Raw genomic sequence first — 19,773 nt, forward strand, 5'->3', positions numbered from 1 at the left:
TATTAAAGATATATTTGTAAGGAGTAAAACTAACTTTTAAGATACAGATGAAATTTATAGTATCAAGCACCTATTTATTAAAGCAATTACAAGTATTAGGTGGTGTAATTAACAGTTCGAACACCCTACCTATTTTAGATAATTTTCTTTTCGAATTAAGCAGCTCTAAACTTATAGTTTCTGCCAGCGATTTAGAAACCACAATGTCGGCAACTTTAGAAGTTGAAAGCGATAGCGAAGGTAGTGTAGCTATTCCTGCACGATTACTTTTAGATACTTTAAAAACCTTTCCAGAGCAACCGCTAACCTTTATTATTGAAGATAATAATACTATAGAAATTAGCTCTAACCACGGAAAATACGCCTTAGCATATGCCGATGGCAAAGAATTCCCGAATGCCGTGTCTTTAGAAGACCCTAGCACAACAACTATTTTAGGAGATATTCTTGCAACAGCCATTAGCAAAACTATTTTTGCTGCAGGAAACGACGATTTACGCCCAGTTATGAGCGGTGTCTTTTTTCAATTTTCTACCGAAGGCTTAACATTTGTTGCTACAGATGCCCACAAATTAGTGAAATATACTCGCGAAGATGTTTCGGCTTCTCAAGTTGCAGAATTTATAATGCCTAAAAAACCTTTAAATTTATTAAAAGGAATTCTGGCCGGAAGTGAAGACGATGTTATTGTAGAATATAACGACTCTAACGCGAAATTCACCTTTAACAACATCGAGTTAATCTGTAGATTAATTGATGGAAAATATCCTAATTACGAAGCTGTAATACCTAAAGAAAACCCTAACAAACTTACTATTGCCAGAAATCAATTTTTAAGCTCGGTAAGACGTGTTAGTATTTTCTCTAACAAAACAACACACCAAATTCGATTAAAAATTGCTGGTGCAGAATTAAATATTTCTGCCGAAGATATCGATTATAGCAACAAAGCCGAAGAGCGCTTAACTTGCGACTACCAAGGCGATGATATGCAAATTGGATTTAACTCTCGATTTTTAACCGAAATGCTAAATAATTTAAGCGCAGACGATGTACAACTTGAAATGAGTTTACCTAATCGCGCAGGAATTTTAACCCCTATAGACGGTCTAGACGAAGGCGAACAAGTAACTATGCTTGTTATGCCGGTAATGTTAAATAATTAATTCCGTTAATTAATTTAATCCTTTTAAGCCATGTTTCTCCCTAAGAGGTTACATGGCTTTATTTTTAGAATCTTTGATATTCTTTATTACAAACGAACTTTGTATTTGCGATACAATTTGTGTTCTGGATATTTTCTTTAAAACGAATTCCTGATATTCGTTCATATCTTTCAATATAATTTTAAGCAAAATATCGTAAGTACCTGCAATATAATTAGCTTCAACAACATTTTCCAAAGTATTGATATAAGCTTCAAATGCTCTAAATGGTTCTTCTTGGTGCGTTGTTAAGGTCACCTGGCAATATGCCACTAAAGATTTTCCTAATTTGGTATAATCAATTACCGCATTATACCCCTTAATAATACCCGAAGCTTCTAATTTTTTAACACGTTCGTGCACCGGTGTTATCGATAAATTAACAGTTTCTGCTAGCTGCTTAATAGATTGCTTGCTGTCTTTTTCTAAGGCCTGTATCAATTTAAAATCGACATCGTCTAACTTAATCATAGTAATATTTTCTAAAAGAGGATTAGATTCAACTTAAAACAAAAATTATTTCTACTAATTTATAATAATCAAAAATATTTTCCAAATAAATTCAAAACTAAGGAAACAACATCTACATTTTATACCTTTACACCATAAATAACAAGGTTATGAATTCTGAAGAACTTAAAGACATTTATCGTAGAAACAAGTATTATTCTGATACTTTTTTAGGTTACCCTGTAGCCAAAGATTTTTCGTATAGCGACTTTGCTCCCTTTCTTGATATTTGTATTAATAATGTAGGAGATCCCGAAAACAAGTCTACACTTGCTATAGATACTAAGGATATTGAATTAAAATGTATCTCGTTTTTTGCCGAGATGTTATCAACCAACATGCAAGACGTTTGGGGATACATAACTAATGGCGGTACCGAAGGCAACCTTTATGCCTTATATTTAGCGCGCGAAAGTTTCCCGAATGCTATGGTATACTACAGCGAAAGTACCCATTATAGCGTTAAGAAAAATTTACATCTTTTAAATATTCCTAACATTGTAATTCGAGCTCAAGACAATGGCGAAATGGATTACGACGATTTAGAACAAACCATAGCTTTACGACGCGACAAACCTGCTGTGTTCTTTTTAAATATTGGAACTACCATGACGGAAGCTGTCGATAAAATTTCTGAAATTAAACGCATTATTAAAAAATATGCTATTAAAGATTATTTTATACACTGCGACGCCGCTTTTTTAGGCACTATAGCACCTTATGTTACTCCAAAACCACAATTCGATTTTGCAGAAGGTATAGACAGCATTGCTATCTCTGGACATAAATTTATTGGTAGCCCAATTCCGTGCGGAACAGTATTAGTAAAACGTAAACACAGAGACCGCATAGCCAATTCGGTATCGTATGTAGGCACAATGGATACCACTATAACAGGTTCCAGAAACGGATTAACGCCCTTATTTATTTGGGATTTTATTCAGAAACACGGTCACGAAGGTTTAAGATTGCGCGTTGAAGCCGCTCAAAAAGTAGCTGCTTATACCGAGAACGAATTGAAAAAATTAGGGTTAAATGCGTGGCGAAATAATCAAGCCTTAACCGTTGTATTCCCAAAACCTAGCAAAGCCTTATGTACTAAATATCAGCTAGCATCTGAAGACGATATCGCTCATATTATTTGTATTCCAGGCATTACCACACAAGATATAGATAATTTTATTTTAGATCTAAAAGCCGAAATAACATCTATTACAGTAAATGCAGAAGCTGTTTTTGCATAATTTCTAAATAATTTCTCATAAAAAAACGCCAACTTTTGTTGGCGTTTTTGATTCATCTTAAAATAGTTTAACTAATAAAATTGAAAGATAAAGGATAATGCGGTGTTTGGCCATTACTAACTTTTATAGCATTTAAGATTGGGAAAACAATACCTATAATACCGATTACCAAAAAGCCTAAAAGCCCTAAGCCAAAAAGTAAAATTAAAGGCACACACAGTATGGCATATATAATTAGACTAATCTGAAAGTTTAAAATAACTTTTCCGTTTTCATCCATTTCATAAACCCTTTCTTTTTGGGTTATCCACAAAACTAACGGAATAAGCAAACTACCAAACCCAGTAACCAATGTTACCAACTGGCTTAAATGCGTTATAATTAATAATTGTTTATCTTCTCTCATGATGATTGTATATTTTGATTGATACTTATAAGACGATAAACCCAGCAAAATGTTACACTTAATGTGGTAATTTATCTTTTACAATACCATAAATAAAAGTCCCTAGTACGGCAGACATTAGTACAATAATAACCGGAATAAAACCTGCACCTATAAGCACAAAAATAGGGCCAGGACATGCGCCTGCTAATGCCCAACCCAAACCAAAAATAATTCCGCCATACATGTACCTTGCAAACGACCTGTCTTTATCTTCAATAATTATTGGAGTCCCATCAAAAGCCTTAATATTATATCGCTTAATCAATTGGATAAAAATAATTCCAAATACTAAAGCTGTACCAATAATACCATACATATGGAACGATTCAAAACGAAACATTTCATAAATTCGAAACCACGAAGCCGCTTCAGACTTATACATAATAACTCCAAAAACAAACCCTAACACTATAAATATAATTTTCTTCATCTTTTAAAATATTAAAGGAAATAATAGGTGAACCATAATCAATCCCCCAATAAAAAATCCAATGACTGCAATTAACGACGGAAGTTGTAAATTGCTTAATCCAGAAATGGCATGTCCAGAAGTACAACCACCTGCATAACGTGCGCCAAATCCAATTAAAAAGCCTCCCACAATTAAAATCACCCAAGTCTTCGCTCTACTTAAAGCAGACACCGAGAACAACTCGGCAGGCAAATAAGCATTGGTCGTTGATATATGTAAATCCTGAAGCGATAGCTTTGTAGCTTCACTAATGGCCGGAATACTATTTTCCGACAAGAACTGTGCAGCAAAAAAACCGCCCAAAACAGCACCTAAAACAACAAATAAGTTCCAACTATCTTGCTTCCAATTATAATCAAAAAAAGTACTTGCTTTTCCACCTCCGCACATACTACAAAACGTTCGTAAATTAGACGACATGCCAAAACGCTTGCCTAATAACAACAAGAACAACATGAGTAATGCAATTAAAAATCCCGACACATACCAGGGCCAAGGCTGTAAAATGAATTCCATCATAATTTTTAATTTTTTAATATATTTTCAAGGTACAAATATATTAGCAACACTATTGCTCGTTTGCTACTTTGGTTACACAACATTTTAAATTTGCTGCTGTGTTAAAAAATTTAAACTACAAAAATTAGTATGGTTTAAAATACTATCTTACTCTCCAAACCAACCAAGGCTATGAAACGTACACTACAAATTGTTGCTTCACTTTTAATACTTTTTTTAATATTAGCGGTATACTTTAATTACCCCAAACTAAATTTCATTACTGGTTTTGCCGCCAAAAGTGTCTGCTCCTGTACGTTTATAGCGGATAGAGAATTAACATCGGTAGAAACCCAAGACAACGACTTCTCTCCCATATTTTATGCTAAGAACAAAATTGATTTTAAAGAAAAATCGGTTACTTCAACTGTATTTGGGTTAAAACCCAGAACTGCAATTTACAAAGCAGGATTAGGCTGTATTTTGGTTCCTGAAGGAAGCAACGCCAACACTTTAAGGCTACAACCCGAACGAACAATTACTCCCAAAGCACTACCTTTTCCTTATGGGAATTTACCACAAAAAGACACCATATTTAAAAACATAGATTACGAAGCTCTTCAAAACGCTGTTGAATCGGCGTTTGACAAAAACGGAGAAAAAGTAAAACGAAGCCGCGCAGTCTTGGTAGTTTACAAAGATCACATTATCGCCGAAAAATACGCCGATGGTTTTACCAAAAATACTAAAATTTTAGGGTGGTCTATGACGAAAAGTATTACAAGTGCCATTGTTGGAGTTTTGGATAAACAGGGGAGAATTAACCGTAATCAATCCAATTTATTTGAAGCTTGGAAAAACGACCAACGCTCTAAAATCACCTTAAATAATCTATTACAAATGAATAGCGGTTTGGCTTGGGAAGAAGATTACAGCAAAATTTCGGACGTTACAAAAATGCTGTTTTTAAAACCTAATATGCCTAACATTCAACTTGAAAAACCTTTAATTGCTGAGCCGAATACAAATTGGAATTATTCTTCTGGCACCACAAACTTAATTTCAGGATTTATCGTTAATCAATTTAAAAGTCAACAAGACTATTTAAATTTTTGGTATGCAGAACTTATTGATAAGATTGGTATGCATTCCATGACCATAGAAACTGATTTAGAAGGTCATTTTGTAGGGTCGTCTTACGGATGGGCTACAGCGAGAGACTGGAGTAAATTCGGCCTGTTGTACCTACACGATGGCAATTGGAATGGTGAACAGATTTTAACTACCGATTGGATCAATTACACCAAAACCCCTACGCCCACTTCTAACGGCGAGTATGGCGCTCAATTTTGGCTGAATGCTGGCGGGCATTATCCCGATGTTACTAAAGACTTATTTTCTTGCAATGGATATCAGGGACAAAAAATAAGCATCGTCCCTTCTAAAGATGTTGTAATAGTACGTTTCGGTTTAATTGAAGAACCGTTATTCGATTTTAACCGTTTTCTTTCAGAAGTGCTCTCTGCTATACATTAAAAAAACCCTTAATAAATTATTTACTAAGAGTTTTTATTATTTTTAAACTATTGCTAGTTCTATTATGCAATACTTCGTAAATACGCCATTTTTATAGCTGCGATGGCTGCTTCTGTACCTTTATTGCCATGAATACCTCCAGAACGGTCTATCGCCTGCTGCATGGTATTATCGGTTAAAACACAAAAAATAACTGGCGTATCATGCAATACATTTAAATCTTTAATGCCTTGGGCTACACCTTCGCAAACAAAATCGAAATGCTTGGTTTCGCCTTGAATAACACTACCGATGGCTATTACGGCATCTACATGCTGCTCTTGCATTTTTTTACAACCGTAAATAAGCTCATAACTTCCTGGCACCTGCCAATGTTTAATATTATCGGCAGCTACACCATGTTCTAAAAGCGTGTTGTAAGCGCCCTCAAACAAGCCGTTAGTTATAGTATCGTTCCATTCTGAAACAACAATCCCAAACCGAAAGTTGCTCGCGTTTGGGATTGTTGATTTATCGTAATCGGATAAATTTTTATTTGCTGTTGCCATATTATTTATTTGCTAGCACTTGTGCTTTACCTATAAATACATCTACTGTAGAGGCTTCGGTTGAATTTGGATAATCGTTTTTAATAGTTTCGAAATACCCCAAAGCTTCTTTAGGATTCCCTAACTCTAAAGCTATTAAACCAGCTTTATTTAAATACATAGGTGTTGTAAACTCGTTATTACGGATATTAGCTGCTTCTTTATAATAACTTAAAGCGTCATCTAACTGGTTTAATTGTACAAAAGCATCACCAATACCACCTTTTGCTAATGGCGCTAATGCTTCGTCTTCACTAGAGAAATTGCTTAAATGTTCTACAGCATTCTTATAATCTTTCAAGTTTAAATACGCCATACCAGCATAATACTCGGCTAAATTTGCTGCTGGAGTTCCGCTATGCTCGCTTATAATGTCTAGCATACCATATTTTCCTGCACCACCATTAAGCGCTAAAGTGTATAATGAATCTTTTTCGGTTCCGTTTACTGCCTCATTAAAGTATTTTTGAGCTTGGAACATATCGTTCATTGCTTCGGTTTCTTTTGGCTGCGCAACAAATTCGTTATAACCTAAATAGCCCAAAACTAAAGCTGCAACCACACCTATAATAACAAAAATATATTTTTGGTTACCAGCCACCCACTCTTCTGTTTTAGAAGCCGTTTCGTCTAGCGTATTAAAAACTTCTGCTGTTGTTGATGTTTCTTCAACATTATCAAAATTTTCAATATCTTCTTGCTCTACTTCTGGTTTTGTAGTTGGTTTGTAACCTCTTTTCTTATAAGTTGCCATAAATTCTATATTAATCGCCGCAAAAATATAATTTTTCTTCAGAAATAAAAGGCAATTTATTTGTTATTTTTCAATAATTTGCATGCCTTTCTAAGTTAATCCATCAAATCGCATAAGATTCTTTTTTTTATGATCCTAAAATCCTTATCTGTAATTAATTACAAAAATTTTGAAAGCGAATCGTTTGAATTCGACGACAAAATTAATTGCTTTGTAGGACAGAATGGCGTTGGAAAAACGAATGTTTTAGATGCGATTTACCATTTGGCGTTTGGAAAAAGCTACTTTAACCCTATTGCTTCGCAGAACATTAACCACAATGCCGATTTTTTTGTAGTTCATGGTGATTTCGAAAAACACGATCAGCCAGAAAAAATTGTAGTTAGCCTTAAAAGTGGTCAGAAAAAAGTAATAAAACGCAACGGTAAAGCTTACGATAAATTTAGCGACCATATTGGTTTTATTCCGTTGGTAATTATCTCGCCTGCAGATCGCGACCTAATTATTGAAGGCAGCGAAACGAGAAGAAAATTTTTAGACAGCGTTATTTCGCAAAGCGATAAAACCTATTTAACCGATTTAATAAATTACAATAAAACATTAGCTCAGCGCAATGCACTTTTAAAATATTTTGCATTAAACCATACATTTAATGCCGACACTTTAGACGTTTACAACTTACAGCTACACGAATTAGGTTCGGCTATTTTTGAAAAAAGACATGCATTTTTAGAAACGTTTATTCCCATTTTTAAAACCAGACATCAAGTTATTAGCCAGGGGCAGGAACATGTAGAGTTGATTTACAAAAGCGATTTGCACGACACACCGTTAAACACACTTTTAAAGCAAAATTTAACTAAAGACAGGGCTTTACAGTACACTTCTACGGGTATTCATAAAGACGATTTACTGTTTCAAATAAGCGAACACCCCATTAAAAAATTCGGGAGTCAAGGTCAGCAAAAATCCTTTTTAATCGCCTTAAAATTAGCTCAATTCGATTTTATAAAAGCGCAAAGCGGTGTAAACCCCATTTTATTGTTAGATGATATTTTTGACAAGCTGGACGAACATCGGGTCGGGCAAATTATTAAATTAGTAGACGATGCCAATTTCGGACAATTATTTATAAGCGACACCCATGCAGACAGAACCGAAAATGCTGTTAAACAAGTGCATCAATCGTATCAATTATTTAAAATCGGAAAATAATATGCAAGTTTTAAAATATCTAATTGTAATATGTAGCCTTATCGTTTTTAACAGCTGCAATACTTCACCCAAAATACATCCCGCTGATTTAAATGGCTATTGGGAGATAGAGCACGTTATCTTGCCCGATGGTACCGAACACATTTATAAAGTGAACCAAACTGTAGATTTTTTTAAATTAAATGATAGTTTAAAAGGGTACCGACAAAAAATGAAACCTAAAGAGAATTCGAATTACATACCCGTTACAGACAAAGAACATATTGCCATTGTAAAAACAAACGATAGTGTATATTTGCACACCAAAACGGCATTTTCTAGTTGGAAAGAAACTATTTTGGAATTAAACAAAAACCGTTTAAAAGTTATTAACCATAACAATAATGTATACGTCTACAAACGTTATATACCTTTAAACCTGTAACACCAATGGCAAAACGCAACAACGAACACTTAAGCATTTCGGATGTTTTAAAAGCATTTGTAGAGACCAATAAATTAGAATCTGGTTTAGACAAAGTTAATGTGCGTGATGCTTGGGCCAAGCTTATGGGTAACGGGGTCAACAACTACACTACGGCCATAAGTCTGGAACGCGATACACTTTACGTTCAATTAAGTTCTAGCGTGCTTCGAGAAGAATTAAGCTATGGAAAAGAAAAAATAATTAACATGCTTAATGACGATTTAGGTAAAGAAGTGGTAAAAAAACTGATTTTACGTTAACTCGAAATTACTGCATTAAAAGCACCAAAAGCTCTTTTAACAAATCGCCTTGCGGAACGGCATTAGCGCCAACACCTTTACTTTTTACATCGAATTCCCGTAAAATTGCAATATTGGCACTTACCTTTTTCATCGGGTAATTTCTAACAGCTACTAGATATTCTTCTACAAAATAAGGATTGATTTTTAAGGCGGAAGCTACGCTTCTTGGATTTTTATCATTCATGCCATGAATGTGTAATAACTGCGAAAAAAAACTGAACAATAACGACACCGTAACCACCATAGGATTATCTTTTGGGTTGTCTGCAAAATACTTTACAATTTTTTGAGCCTTAAGCACATTACGAGACCCAATAGCCTTACGCAGCTCAAAATTATTATAATCCTTACTTATACCAATATTTTCTTCAATATGGTCGGGGGTAATTTGTGTGTCTTTTAGTAAAATTATTTGTAGTTTCTCCAGCTCATTATTTATTTTGCTTAAATCGGTTCCTAAAAACTCGACCAGCATTTGGGCGGCTTTAGGTGTAATGCTATACGATTTTGGTGATAATACTCTACGAATCCAATCGGCTACCTGATTTTCGTATAGTTTTTTACTTTCAAAAACTACGCCTGTTTTTTTTATCGCTTTATAAATGGCCTTGCGCTTATCTACGGTTTTATACTTATAATTTAAAACCAAAATAGTAGATGGTTGCGGTTGCTTGGCGTAATCGGTTAATTTATCGATTTGCCGCGACAAATCCTGAGCTTCTTTAACAATAACCACCTGATATTCTGCCATCATTGGGTAACGCTTAGCCTGACTTACTATGTCTTCAACAGTAATATCGCGCCCATATAACACCATTTGGTTAAAACCTTTTTCCTCTTCGCTTAAAACACTGGCTTCAATAAAGTCCGAAATTTTATCGACATAATAAGATTCTTCACCCATTAATAAATAAATAGGTTTCAACTTTTTTTGTTTTATATCGGCTACTAACTGTTTTATTTCGTCCAAACTAAAATATTATAAGTGATTGCTTCTAAAAAATAGAATTGTGGAATTGGCTTTTTGAATTATGAAATCTACCTTTGGGCACTCAAGAATTATACATGCAAGAGTTAAACTTTCCAAAGTTTACATTTCGTTTCAAAAATAGCGAAAATAAAATTTCTATTTTTGATGAAATTCGTAAAAAATTTATTGTGCTACAACCCGAAGAATGGGTAAGACAGCATTGCGTTCAATATTTAATACAAGTAAAACAATACCCTAAATCGCTAATAAACGTAGAAAAAGAACTGCTGGTTAACGGTTTACGAAAACGTTACGATATTGTAGTGTTTAACACCAATGGCAGCATACAACTTATTGTAGAATGTAAAGCGCCACAAATTACAATTAACCAAACCACCTTCGACCAAATTGCACGTTACAATTTAAGCCTAAATGCTAATTATTTAATGGTTACCAACGGTATAAATCATTATTATTGCCAAATGGATTATAAAGTAGAAGCCTATCACTTTTTAAAAGACATCCCAAATTACAACTTTTAATTACCCATGAAACTTGCTATTGTAATATTAAACTGGAACGGAAAAGCACTGCTTGAACAGTTTTTACCTGGTGTAATTTCTCACTCCCCAGAAGCCGACGTTTATGTTATAGACAATGCTTCGACTGATGATTCTGTTTCATATTTAAAACAACATTTCCCTGACACAAAAGTTATAATCAACTCAGAAAACGGAGGTTATGCCAAAGGCTACAATGAAGGCTTAAAACAAATAGATGCCGATATTTTTTGTTTATTAAACAACGATATTGCAGTTTCTGAAAACTGGTTACATCCTATTTTAAAAACTTTTAAAAACGAACCTAAAACAGCCATAATTCAACCTAAAATATTAGATTTTAAAAACCCAGATTATTTTGAATATGCTGGAGCAGCAGGCGGGTTTATAGACAAATATGGTTACCCGTATTGCAGAGGACGAATTTTTGACACCCTAGAACAAGACCTGCAACAATATAACAATACAACAGATATTTTTTGGGCCTCTGGTGCTTGCTTTTTTATTCGCGCCAAGGTATTTAATCAATTGGAAGGTTTCGATACCCATTTTTTTGCCCACATGGAAGAAATTGATTTGTGTTGGCGGGCAAAACATCTAAACAACGCCATTACATATTTACCAGATAGCAAAGTGTATCATGTAGGAGGTGCGACTTTATCGGCTTCAAATCCACAAAAAACCTATTTAAATTTCAGGAACAGCTTATTTATGCTTGTTAAAAATACACCTAAACCCATTCTTCCATTAATCATCGCAAGGTTATTATTAGATGGCTTGGCAGGAATTCATTTTTTAATTCAGTTTAAACCCAAACACATCCTATCTATTTTAAAAGCACATTTCCATTTTTATTTGGCTTTGCCTCTACTTTTAAAACAACGAAAAGCAACGCCAAAAACCAAAACATATTATACGGTAAAATCTATCGTATGGCAGTATTTTGTTAAAAACAATCGAAAATTTAGTCAATTATAAAATAGTTAGTAAAAGTTTTGTTAAACACCTTTTTAACATATTTTTTTTTATATTTTTGATGAGATTAAATATAATTTAAGAATTATTATGAAGAAACTGATTTTGAGCAGTGTAACTGCTTTACTCCTTTTATCATCTTGTGTATCTAAAAAAGATTATGCTGCTTTAGAAGCTAAACAAAAAGAAACTCAAGATTTATTAAACTCTGCAACAGTAAAATTAAATGCCTGTCTTACAGACAAAGCCGCTGCTACAGCAAGAGCAGAAGCACTTAAAGATCAAATAGACGATTTAATTGACACCAAAGGTAACTTAACAACCTTAACGCAAAAAGGTGCCGAGAACTTAGAAAAATCTCTAGAAAGCTTAAAAGAAAAAGATTTAAAAATTACTCGTCTTCAAGATGCTTTAACCAAAAAGGACAGTGTAACCTTAGCGGTTGTTACCAGCTTAAAACGTGAAGTTGGTATTAACGATCCAGACATTGAAATTAATGTTGAAAAAGGAGTTGTTTTCATTTCTATTGCCGATAAATTATTATTTAAAAGCGGAAGCTACATCGTAACAGATCGCGCAAAAGAAGTGTTAGCAAAAGTTGCTAAAGTAGTTAATAGTAAACCAGATTTTGAATGTATGGTTGAAGGACACACAGATAATGTACCTTACAAAAAAGGTGGTGTGTTAGAAGACAACTGGGATTTAAGTGTTAAACGTGCTACCTCTGTAGTTCGTGTGTTACAAGACTTAGATGTTAATCCTGCGCAATTAATTGCTGCTGGTAGAAGCCATTATGTACCATTAGTACCTAACGACACTCCAGAAGACAGAGCAACAAACAGACGTACCCGTATTGTTGTACTTCCAAAAATCGATCAGTTCTACGAAATGGTTGAAAAAGAAATGAAAAACCTTTCTGAAGGCACTAAATAATTCATTTTCAATCTTAAATAATATTAAGTCCAGCTAAATTCTTAGTTGGGCTTTTTTTATATGTTTTAGTATCTTTAACAACAGATTTATGCAAAATAAACCAAGACCAAACACTCATGTCTAACAAACCGCAACCCAATACCACAACATTAATTACGCGCGATTGGTTAGCCATAGAGCGCACAAAATTAGCCAACGAACGTACGTTTTTAGCTTATTTTAGAACGTTTATGGTGTTTTTAGGTACAGGACTCACCATTATAAAAATGCATATGTTTGCTCAATTAGAATCTTTCGGGATTGTTTTGCTTATAATAGCCCCAATTATATTGGCCATTGGTATTTACAGACTTATAAAAGTGCGTAAATTAATTCGAAAACATTATAAAGTTTAAATGAAAACGGCAACAGTTAAAACCCTTAAAACCGAATTACAACATTTATCTCAAACCGAACTCATAGCGCTCTGCTTACGTTTATCGAAATTTAAAAAGGAAAATAAAGAACTCCTAACCTATCTGCTTTTTGAAGCCGACAACGAACACCAATACATAGCCACAGTTACACAGGAGCTGCACGAGCAATTTAAAAACATAAACCCTAATAGCTACTTCTACATAAAAAAAAGCGTGCGTAAAATTTTAAGACAGCTAAAAACTTACGCCAGATATTCGGGTAAAAAGGAAACAGAAATTGAATTGTTATTATTTTTTTGCAAGGAGTTAAAAAGCTTTAAACCTACTATAAAACACAATCTTACTCTAACCAATTTATACAACAGACAAATTGAAACCATTAAGAAACTTATCACAGGGCTTCACGAAGATTTACAATACGATTTTAATTTGGAATTGGAAGCTTTAACTACTATTTAGCCAAATTAGATTTAATTGAATAATTAGACATGGTAAGCACAATTTTACCAGTTTTAACACCATCTGCTTTCATTTGGTCTTTATTAACTGTAGTGCCCTTTCCCATATAATTTAAAGGAATTTTAATACGCTCTATTTCAAAATTTACAGCCACTTGTTGTGGTAAAATTTCTGTTGGTTCCTTATAATAAAAAACCACAATATAGGTACCATTTTTTTTAGTGCTTATTTCTGTTTCTACAATACGCTCCAAATGGGTATCTATTAAAACCGTCGCTATAGCAAAATCGGCACGTTTATCGGTTGGTATAATGTTTACAGATTTATACAATGCCCCATCCCGCTCTTCTTGTCCGCGATCTACTGTAATAAATGGATATTCGAACAGTTGTTGCAACGAAAAATCTAAACCTCGTTTTGGAAGCATCACAAAATCTTTCGAATCGAATTTGGTTGGTTTGCCTTTTTCATAAATCATTGTAGCATACTTGGTAGGCATATTTATAAAGCTAATATCAACATCTAATTGTAAATCTACCGTAAACCCTTCAACAGTATCCATTCTAGATTTTACAGCCAATAAATCGGCATCAATTTGTTGTGCCCAGACTCCAGAAACACAAAAAAACAAGAAAAGTAAACGTATCATCCTATATCTTTTTTATTAAACACATAAATTCCTAAACCCGCAAATAACAAGGTATAAATTACCAACATTACGCTATTAACGCCTATTGACACCCAATCGATATCCTGATAAAAAAAATATTGCCAAGTATCGTTAAGTTTAAAGAAAAACAGACTGTTTAAAAACGAATTTCCGAAATCTATTTTAAGTAAAACATTAGAAAGTATTAAAAACAATGCTGCAACAATCCAGGTTTTTGTAGCTTCTTTAAAAAATACTGCCAAAGTTAGACTGGTTACCGAGAAAAAAACCATAGAAAAGGCTCCCGAAACAAAAGCGTAACTTAAACGATAAACCGCATCTGTCTGTTCGAAAAAATTTAAGGCATTTAAATACACGATTAAATCTCCTGTCCCGAATACAGCATACGACAATATAAATGCAGATAATGCCATTAAAACTACAACCACTACAGTAAAAGTAATAGCTACAATGTACTTACTAAGCATGAATTGCCATTTACTTACAGGCTGCAACATCATGGCTTGTACAGTGCGGTCTTTATACTCCGATGTTAACATACCAGATACCACAATCATTAAAATGAGTGGCAAATTAAACCAAAGTGAATTTAATATTAGGTAAACCAACAAATTACCATTTAACAAAGTACCTTCAAAATAAAAGGATTGTTTTAAATTGTCTAGTAGAATATCTATAATGGTTGCGCCTTGATAATACGCACTTACCAAAATAACCATTTCAATTACAAATAGAGCAGCTAGAGCATAATAGGTTTTGCCTTGCTTAAATAATTTATAAAACTCTGAGGCGACTAATGCTTTCATACAGTATTAAACTCAAACAATTTATCCATATTTAATTCGGGCACACAAGACGTAATATAAATGTGCTCTTCATGCAGTTTTTGTATTAATTCAGGCACTTCTTCTGCCGCCAAAGTTACACTCGCCGACGCGCCCTTAAAGACGGTTTTATAGTTTTGCAAAGTTTTAGATGCCTTAATATTTGGAGCCGTAAAATTATAACTTGTAGTATGCTCTTGAATAATGTTTTGTGTAACACCAGATTTTATAATGTTGCCGTTTTTTATAACAAACAATCGGGTACATATTTTGCTTAATTCTTCAATAATATGGGATGAAATAATAATAGCCAATCCTTTTTTTTCGGCTAATTCTATAATTAGTTGCCGTAAGGCCGATATCCCTAAAGGATCCAATCCCGAAAACGGTTCATCTAAAATTAAACATTTTGGGTTGTTTAATAATGCTATAGCTATACCCAAACGCTGTTTCATCCCCATAGAAAAATGCTTTACAGGATCGGTTCTATTTGTAGGCAGTCCAACTTGCTGCAATTTGTTAATTAAATCGGGAGTTGTAACGTTTAAACCCTGTACTTTACAAAATAGCTTTAAATTATCGTAAGCATTTAAATACTCGTACAATGCAGGTTTTTCAATTATACCGCCAATAGGTTTTACGCCGTTAGCATTTAGGGTTACAGTACCAGAATCAGCTTTTACTAAACCCAGAATAATTTTAAAAAGTGTTGTTTTACCAGCGCCATTTGCCCCTAATAAACCAGAGACTTCACCTGCATTACAAACTAAATTTACAGCATTTAAAATTTGAAGATTGCCATACGATTTACAGACATCTTTTACGGATAATATCATGCAGAAAATTCTAATTGAAGTTTTTTATAATCGAATTTGGATTGATAAGTCTTTTCCATAAAAGTACGCGCCCAAAAGGTTTTCCGAATAAGGAATAACGGATCTTTCACCATAAAATACGGCACAAAATGATGCCATTTTACACCGCGTTTTTTATAATAATTGGCTACATGTTGCTCTATTCCTAGTTCGCTAGCAGCGACTAAAGCAGCCGAACGCTGACACTTAGACCCAATATAATTGGCCGCTATTCTGTTCTGAAAACCATACTCGAAAAACTGATCTTTTGCTCGTTTATAATTTTGATATCGCGACCAGCCATCCATTAATACCAAAAAAATATGTATAAACGAAAACAAAAAACAAACCAACCAAAGTATTTGCCACCCGACACTATCTGTTTGTAAAGATTTTTTAAGAAAAACCCAAAACCCCCAAGATTCTAGTATAAATAAAATTAAAGAATAATACAGCAGCTTCCCTACTCTTAAATAAGAACAAAATGGATGTGGTTGTTTAGGTAAGCTAGCGAATTCCATGATAACAAATAAAATAAATCTTTAACTAATTTACCATATAAATGTTAATAAAAAAAGCCTGTAGATAACTACAGGCTTTCTTAATATGTTAATTTATTGTTTAAAACATGTCGCGTCCAGCAAAATGAAAAGCACCTTCTATTGCTGCATTTTCATCGCTATCACTTCCATGCACAGCATTTTCGCTAATAGAATCTGCATACATTTTACGAATAGTACCTTCGGCTGCATCAGCTGGATTTGTAGCACCAATAAGGGTTCTAAAATCTGCTACGGCATTTTCTTTCTCTAAAATAGCCGCTACAATTGGACCACGAGTCATATACTCTACCAACTCACCAAAAAACGGACGCTCACTGTGTATTGCGTAAAAAGCTTCAGCATCTGCTTTGGTCATTTGCGTTAACTTCATCGCTACTATTCTAAACCCTGAAGCGTTTATTTTTTCTAAAATTGCGCCAATGTGTCCTTTTTCAACAGCATCTGGCTTAAGCATTGTAAATGTTCTATTTGTTGCCATTTGTTTTTTTAAATTTGCTGCAAAAGTAATGCATTTCTTTAGAACTACCATATAAACCAATATTAAAAAATTGTATCTTCGCCCCTTATGACAGTTTCAGAAATCACCCAAATACAAACGCTTTTAAGCACGCCAAAACGCATTGTTATTGTTCCGCATAAAAATCCAGATGGCGATGCCATGGGCTCTACACTTGCGCTTTACCATTACTTAAAACAATACAATCACCTAGCTGTTGTGATTGCTCCAAACGATTATCCAGATTTTTTAAAATGGCTACCAGGAGACGATACTGTATTAAAATACGATAGTAATACAGCGCACTGCAATACCATTATTGCAGATGCAGAACTGATTTTTACATTAGATTTTAATGCCTTACATCGCGTAGAAAACATGGGCGAAGAACTAGCTAACAGCAAAGCTATAAAACTCATGATAGACCATCACCAACAGCCAGAACCTTACGCTTTGTACACGTATTCTGACGTTACAATGAGTTCTACCTGCGAAATGGTGTATCGTTTTATAGAAATGTTAGGCGATACCAATAAGATAACCCAAGCTATGGCCACCTGCTTGTACACAGGCATTATGACCGATACAGGCTCGTTTAGATTTGCGGCTACTACAAGCGAAACCCATTACATTATTGGTAAACTTATAGAACACGGTGCCAACAATGCCGAAATTCATAATAAGATTTACGACACCAACAGCTACGAGAGATTGCAATTATTAGGTTGTGCACTTAACAACCTTAAAGTTATTCCCGAATTAAATACGGCTTACATTACCTTATCTCAAGACGAACTTAATCAATTCAACTTCAAAAAAGGAGATACCGAAGGATTTGTTAACTACGGGCTATCGCTCAACAATATTAAATTTGCAGCTATTTTTATAGAACATAAGCAAGAAAATATTATTAAAATTTCGCTTAGGTCTAAAGGTGATTTCTCTGTAAACGAATTCTCCAGACGATATTTTGAAGGAGGTGGACATACCAATGCTGCTGGCGGAAAAAGTGATTTATCTCTAAACGATACAGTTGAAAAATTTATTAGTATCTTACCAAGCCATAAAAATGAATTAACCTCATGAAAAAATTACTTTTATGTTGTATAATATTGGTAAGTGTAATCGCTTGTAAATCTCCCGAGGCCAGACGACCAATATCGGTAACTAGCGGTTCGTTTATAGACGAGTCTGTAAAACGAAATACGCAATTATACGAAAGCGAAAAACAACAATTTCAGGAGTATATTAACAAAAATCCAAATCAAAAGTACATCGCTTCCAATAGTGGATTTTGGTACACTTACAACACACAAATAACAGCAGATTCCTTACCCAAACCCGATTATGGCGACATTGTTTTTTTTGATTACGATGTGAAATCGCTTAACGGCATACAAATCTATTCTGCCAACGAAACCAAGCCAGACCGCTACGTAATGGATCAACAAGAACTATTTACAGGACTCCGCGAAGGCTTAAAATTAATGAAAGCTGGAGAAACTGTAACCTTTCTTTTTCCGTCGTCTAAAGCTTATGGCTATTATGGCGACGAAAATAAAATTGGCACCAACATACCCCTTATTTGCAAAGTAACAGTACATTCAATAACCGAAAATTAATTACAAAAAATGACCCTATTAAAACAAACATTAAAGATTTTTTTGCTTACGCTTATTCTAAGCTTTACAGCATGTAACGAAAAATACCCAGATTTACCAGATGGCATCTATGCCGAATTCATTACCAACAAAGGTACCATGGTGGCTAATTTAGAGTACAAAAAAGTACCTGTAACCGTAGCCAACTTTATTACTTTGGCAGAAGGCACAAACACTATGGTAGACAGTACTTACAAAAACAAAAAATACTACAACGGTACCATTTTTCATCGTGTTATCGATAAATTCATGATTCAAGGTGGCGATCCTACCGGAACTGGTACAGGCAGCCCTGGATATAAATTCAACGATGAATTTAACGACGAATTAAAGCACGACAAGCCAGGCATTTTATCTATGGCCAACTCTGGTCCTAACACCAATGGCAGTCAGTTTTTTATTACAGAAATACCAACGCCTAATTTAGATAACAGACATGCTGTTTTTGGTGAATTGGTTTTAGGATTAGAAGTGCAAGACACGATATCGAATGTAGAGCGCGACGGAAGAGACAAACCTTTAGAAGACGTTGTACTACAACAAGTAAACATTATAAGAAAAGGTGCTGAAGCCAAAAAATTTGATGCTAATGCCGTATTCTTAAACAGTTTTGAAGAAATCGAAAAACAGAAAAAAGAAGCCGAAGCAAAATTAGAACAAGCTAAAGCAGACTTTTTAGAAAGCGACAAAGCGCTACGTGAAAAAATGGAAACCTTACCTTCTGGTTTAGGTATATCTGTTATTGAAAAAGGTGATGGAACTAAACCAACTTCTGAAGACAAAGTACTTATTGGTTATGCAGGATATTTAGAAGATGGTGCTTTATTCGATACCAACTACCCTGAAATAGCTAAAGTTTACGGACAGTACAATCCGCAACGCGATGCTCAAGGCGGTTATCAACCATTCCCTATGATTTACAACGAAAGCGCAGGCTTAATTCCTGGCTTCAGAGAAGCCATGCTTAATATGAATGTAGGCGACAAAGCTCGTGTTTACATTCCATCGGCTTTAGCTTATGGCGAACGTGGTGCACCTCCGGTTATCAAACCAAATACCAACCTTGTTTTCGATTTAGAAATTACAGGTGTTGTTGGTCAAGAGTAAACCTAAATAGCTATTAGTAGTGGAATATAAGTAGTGGAATATAAGTAG

Annotated in this window: 26 protein-coding genes; 14 read left to right on the forward strand and 12 right to left on the reverse strand. The window is 34.3% G+C overall.

Going from position 1 to position 19,773, the window contains the following annotated elements:
- Positions 1–47 precede the first annotated feature (47 nt).
- A complete protein-coding gene (gene dnaN, locus ACR9EA_RS11095; RefSeq protein WP_435132863.1) occupies positions 48–1,166 on the forward strand; it encodes a DNA polymerase III subunit beta in 1,119 nt (372 codons plus the stop codon).
- Between the two features lie 48 nt (positions 1,167–1,214).
- On the opposite strand, the gene ACR9EA_RS11100 is transcribed toward dnaN, so the two are convergent.
- Entirely contained in the window at positions 1,215–1,676 is a 462-nt protein-coding gene (locus ACR9EA_RS11100; protein ID WP_435132866.1) for an Lrp/AsnC family transcriptional regulator, read from the reverse strand.
- Between the two features lie 149 nt (positions 1,677–1,825).
- Between ACR9EA_RS11100 and ACR9EA_RS11105 the strand changes: the two genes are divergently transcribed.
- Entirely contained in the window at positions 1,826–2,959 is a 1,134-nt protein-coding gene (locus ACR9EA_RS11105; protein ID WP_435132869.1) for a histidine decarboxylase, read from the forward strand.
- 67 nt (positions 2,960–3,026) lie between these two features.
- On the opposite strand, the gene ACR9EA_RS11110 is transcribed toward ACR9EA_RS11105, so the two are convergent.
- The 3 genes from ACR9EA_RS11110 to ACR9EA_RS11120 are packed head-to-tail and all read right to left on the reverse strand — an operon-like array spanning position 3,027 to position 4,398.
- The gene (locus tag ACR9EA_RS11110; protein ID WP_435132871.1) at positions 3,027–3,365 is read right to left on the reverse strand and encodes a DUF4870 domain-containing protein; all 339 of its coding nucleotides are present in this window, start codon (positions 3,363–3,365) and stop codon (positions 3,027–3,029) included.
- A 58-nt stretch (positions 3,366–3,423) separates the two neighbouring features.
- Positions 3,424–3,837: a DUF6691 family protein gene (locus tag ACR9EA_RS11115; RefSeq protein ID WP_435132874.1), complete on the reverse strand. Its 414-nt coding sequence runs from the start codon at positions 3,835–3,837 to the stop codon at positions 3,424–3,426.
- Positions 3,838–3,840: 3 nt separating this feature from the next.
- On the reverse strand, positions 3,841–4,398 hold the full coding sequence (locus tag ACR9EA_RS11120; protein WP_435132876.1) for a YeeE/YedE family protein: 558 nt from the start codon (positions 4,396–4,398) through the stop codon (positions 3,841–3,843).
- Between the two features lie 171 nt (positions 4,399–4,569).
- Here ACR9EA_RS11120 and ACR9EA_RS11125 point away from each other — a divergent pair, with 171 nt between their 5' ends.
- Positions 4,570–5,913, forward strand: a complete 1,344-nt coding sequence (locus ACR9EA_RS11125; RefSeq protein ID WP_435132879.1) for a serine hydrolase domain-containing protein — start codon at positions 4,570–4,572, stop codon at positions 5,911–5,913.
- A 62-nt stretch (positions 5,914–5,975) separates the two neighbouring features.
- Here ACR9EA_RS11125 and ribH read toward each other — a convergent pair whose 3' ends face one another.
- Together ribH and ACR9EA_RS11135 are read right to left on the reverse strand one after the other, a co-directional pair.
- Positions 5,976–6,461, reverse strand: coding sequence for a 6,7-dimethyl-8-ribityllumazine synthase (ribH, locus tag ACR9EA_RS11130; RefSeq protein WP_435132881.1), 486 nt, complete (start codon positions 6,459–6,461; stop codon positions 5,976–5,978).
- Position 6,462: 1 nt separating this feature from the next.
- The gene (locus ACR9EA_RS11135) at positions 6,463–7,254 is read right to left on the reverse strand and encodes a YfgM family protein (RefSeq protein WP_435132884.1); all 792 of its coding nucleotides are present in this window, start codon (positions 7,252–7,254) and stop codon (positions 6,463–6,465) included.
- Between the two features lie 129 nt (positions 7,255–7,383).
- On the opposite strand from ACR9EA_RS11135, the gene recF reads away from it, so the two are divergent.
- The 3 genes from recF to ACR9EA_RS11150 are packed head-to-tail and all read left to right on the forward strand — an operon-like array spanning position 7,384 to position 9,195.
- Complete coding sequence (gene recF, locus ACR9EA_RS11140; protein ID WP_435132887.1) at positions 7,384–8,469, forward strand: DNA replication/repair protein RecF; 1,086 nt, start codon at positions 7,384–7,386, stop codon at positions 8,467–8,469.
- Between the two features lies 1 nt (position 8,470).
- On the forward strand, positions 8,471–8,893 hold the full coding sequence (locus ACR9EA_RS11145; RefSeq protein ID WP_435132890.1) for a hypothetical protein: 423 nt from the start codon (positions 8,471–8,473) through the stop codon (positions 8,891–8,893).
- 5 nt (positions 8,894–8,898) lie between these two features.
- Positions 8,899–9,195: a DUF721 domain-containing protein gene (locus tag ACR9EA_RS11150; RefSeq protein ID WP_435132893.1), complete on the forward strand. Its 297-nt coding sequence runs from the start codon at positions 8,899–8,901 to the stop codon at positions 9,193–9,195.
- A gap of 7 nt (positions 9,196–9,202) precedes the next feature.
- Here ACR9EA_RS11150 and holA read toward each other — a convergent pair whose 3' ends face one another.
- Positions 9,203–10,207 carry a DNA polymerase III subunit delta gene (gene holA / locus ACR9EA_RS11155; RefSeq protein WP_435132896.1) on the reverse strand — a complete coding sequence of 335 codons (1,005 nt, stop codon included), beginning with the start codon at positions 10,205–10,207 and terminating at the stop codon, positions 9,203–9,205.
- 95 nt (positions 10,208–10,302) lie between these two features.
- Here holA and ACR9EA_RS11160 point away from each other — a divergent pair, with 95 nt between their 5' ends.
- The 5 genes from ACR9EA_RS11160 to ACR9EA_RS11180 all read left to right on the forward strand — a co-directional run bounded on the left by ACR9EA_RS11160 (position 10,303) and on the right by ACR9EA_RS11180 (position 13,550).
- The gene (locus ACR9EA_RS11160; RefSeq protein ID WP_435132899.1) at positions 10,303–10,749 is read left to right on the forward strand and encodes a type I restriction enzyme HsdR N-terminal domain-containing protein; all 447 of its coding nucleotides are present in this window, start codon (positions 10,303–10,305) and stop codon (positions 10,747–10,749) included.
- A 6-nt stretch (positions 10,750–10,755) separates the two neighbouring features.
- On the forward strand, positions 10,756–11,745 hold the full coding sequence (locus ACR9EA_RS11165; RefSeq protein ID WP_435132902.1) for a glycosyltransferase family 2 protein: 990 nt from the start codon (positions 10,756–10,758) through the stop codon (positions 11,743–11,745).
- 87 nt (positions 11,746–11,832) lie between these two features.
- The gene (locus ACR9EA_RS11170; protein ID WP_435132905.1) at positions 11,833–12,675 is read left to right on the forward strand and encodes an OmpA/MotB family protein; all 843 of its coding nucleotides are present in this window, start codon (positions 11,833–11,835) and stop codon (positions 12,673–12,675) included.
- Between the two features lie 116 nt (positions 12,676–12,791).
- A complete protein-coding gene (locus ACR9EA_RS11175; RefSeq protein ID WP_435132908.1) occupies positions 12,792–13,070 on the forward strand; it encodes a DUF202 domain-containing protein in 279 nt (92 codons plus the stop codon).
- Complete coding sequence (locus ACR9EA_RS11180; protein WP_435132911.1) at positions 13,071–13,550, forward strand: hypothetical protein; 480 nt, start codon at positions 13,071–13,073, stop codon at positions 13,548–13,550. It abuts the gene before it with no gap.
- On the opposite strand, the gene ACR9EA_RS11185 is transcribed toward ACR9EA_RS11180, so the two are convergent.
- From ACR9EA_RS11185 to ACR9EA_RS11205, 5 genes are all read right to left on the reverse strand, one after another.
- On the reverse strand, positions 13,543–14,199 hold the full coding sequence (locus ACR9EA_RS11185; RefSeq protein WP_435132913.1) for a hypothetical protein: 657 nt from the start codon (positions 14,197–14,199) through the stop codon (positions 13,543–13,545). The two genes, ACR9EA_RS11180 and ACR9EA_RS11185, sit on opposite strands and share 8 nt — an antisense overlap.
- The gene (locus tag ACR9EA_RS11190; protein ID WP_435132915.1) at positions 14,196–15,026 is read right to left on the reverse strand and encodes an ABC transporter permease; all 831 of its coding nucleotides are present in this window, start codon (positions 15,024–15,026) and stop codon (positions 14,196–14,198) included. The genes ACR9EA_RS11185 and ACR9EA_RS11190 overlap by 4 nt, the downstream gene beginning before the upstream one ends.
- Positions 15,023–15,880 (reverse strand): ABC transporter ATP-binding protein, encoded by an 858-nt coding sequence (locus ACR9EA_RS11195; protein ID WP_435132917.1) that lies wholly within the window; start codon positions 15,878–15,880, stop codon positions 15,023–15,025. Before ACR9EA_RS11195 ends, ACR9EA_RS11190 begins: the two co-directional genes overlap by 4 nt.
- On the reverse strand, positions 15,877–16,419 hold the full coding sequence (locus tag ACR9EA_RS11200) for a hypothetical protein (RefSeq protein WP_435132919.1): 543 nt from the start codon (positions 16,417–16,419) through the stop codon (positions 15,877–15,879). The genes ACR9EA_RS11195 and ACR9EA_RS11200 overlap by 4 nt, the downstream gene beginning before the upstream one ends.
- A 100-nt stretch (positions 16,420–16,519) precedes the next feature.
- A complete protein-coding gene (locus ACR9EA_RS11205) occupies positions 16,520–16,939 on the reverse strand; it encodes a nucleoside-diphosphate kinase (RefSeq protein WP_435132922.1) in 420 nt (139 codons plus the stop codon).
- An 87-nt stretch (positions 16,940–17,026) separates the two neighbouring features.
- Between ACR9EA_RS11205 and ACR9EA_RS11210 the strand changes: the two genes are divergently transcribed.
- From ACR9EA_RS11210 to ACR9EA_RS11220, 3 genes are read left to right on the forward strand one after another with little or no spacing between them, the layout of a single operon-like run.
- Positions 17,027–18,043, forward strand: coding sequence for a DHH family phosphoesterase (locus ACR9EA_RS11210; protein ID WP_435132923.1), 1,017 nt, complete (start codon positions 17,027–17,029; stop codon positions 18,041–18,043).
- Positions 18,040–18,579 carry a gliding motility-associated peptidyl-prolyl isomerase GldI gene (gene gldI, locus ACR9EA_RS11215; protein WP_435132926.1) on the forward strand — a complete coding sequence of 180 codons (540 nt, stop codon included), beginning with the start codon at positions 18,040–18,042 and terminating at the stop codon, positions 18,577–18,579. The genes ACR9EA_RS11210 and gldI overlap by 4 nt, the downstream gene beginning before the upstream one ends.
- A gap of 9 nt (positions 18,580–18,588) precedes the next feature.
- Positions 18,589–19,725: a peptidylprolyl isomerase gene (locus ACR9EA_RS11220; protein WP_435132929.1), complete on the forward strand. Its 1,137-nt coding sequence runs from the start codon at positions 18,589–18,591 to the stop codon at positions 19,723–19,725.
- Positions 19,726–19,773: the final 48 nt, after the last annotated feature.

The organism is Formosa sp. A9, from assembly GCF_051200825.1.
GTDB lineage: Bacteria > Bacteroidota > Bacteroidia > Flavobacteriales > Flavobacteriaceae > Formosa.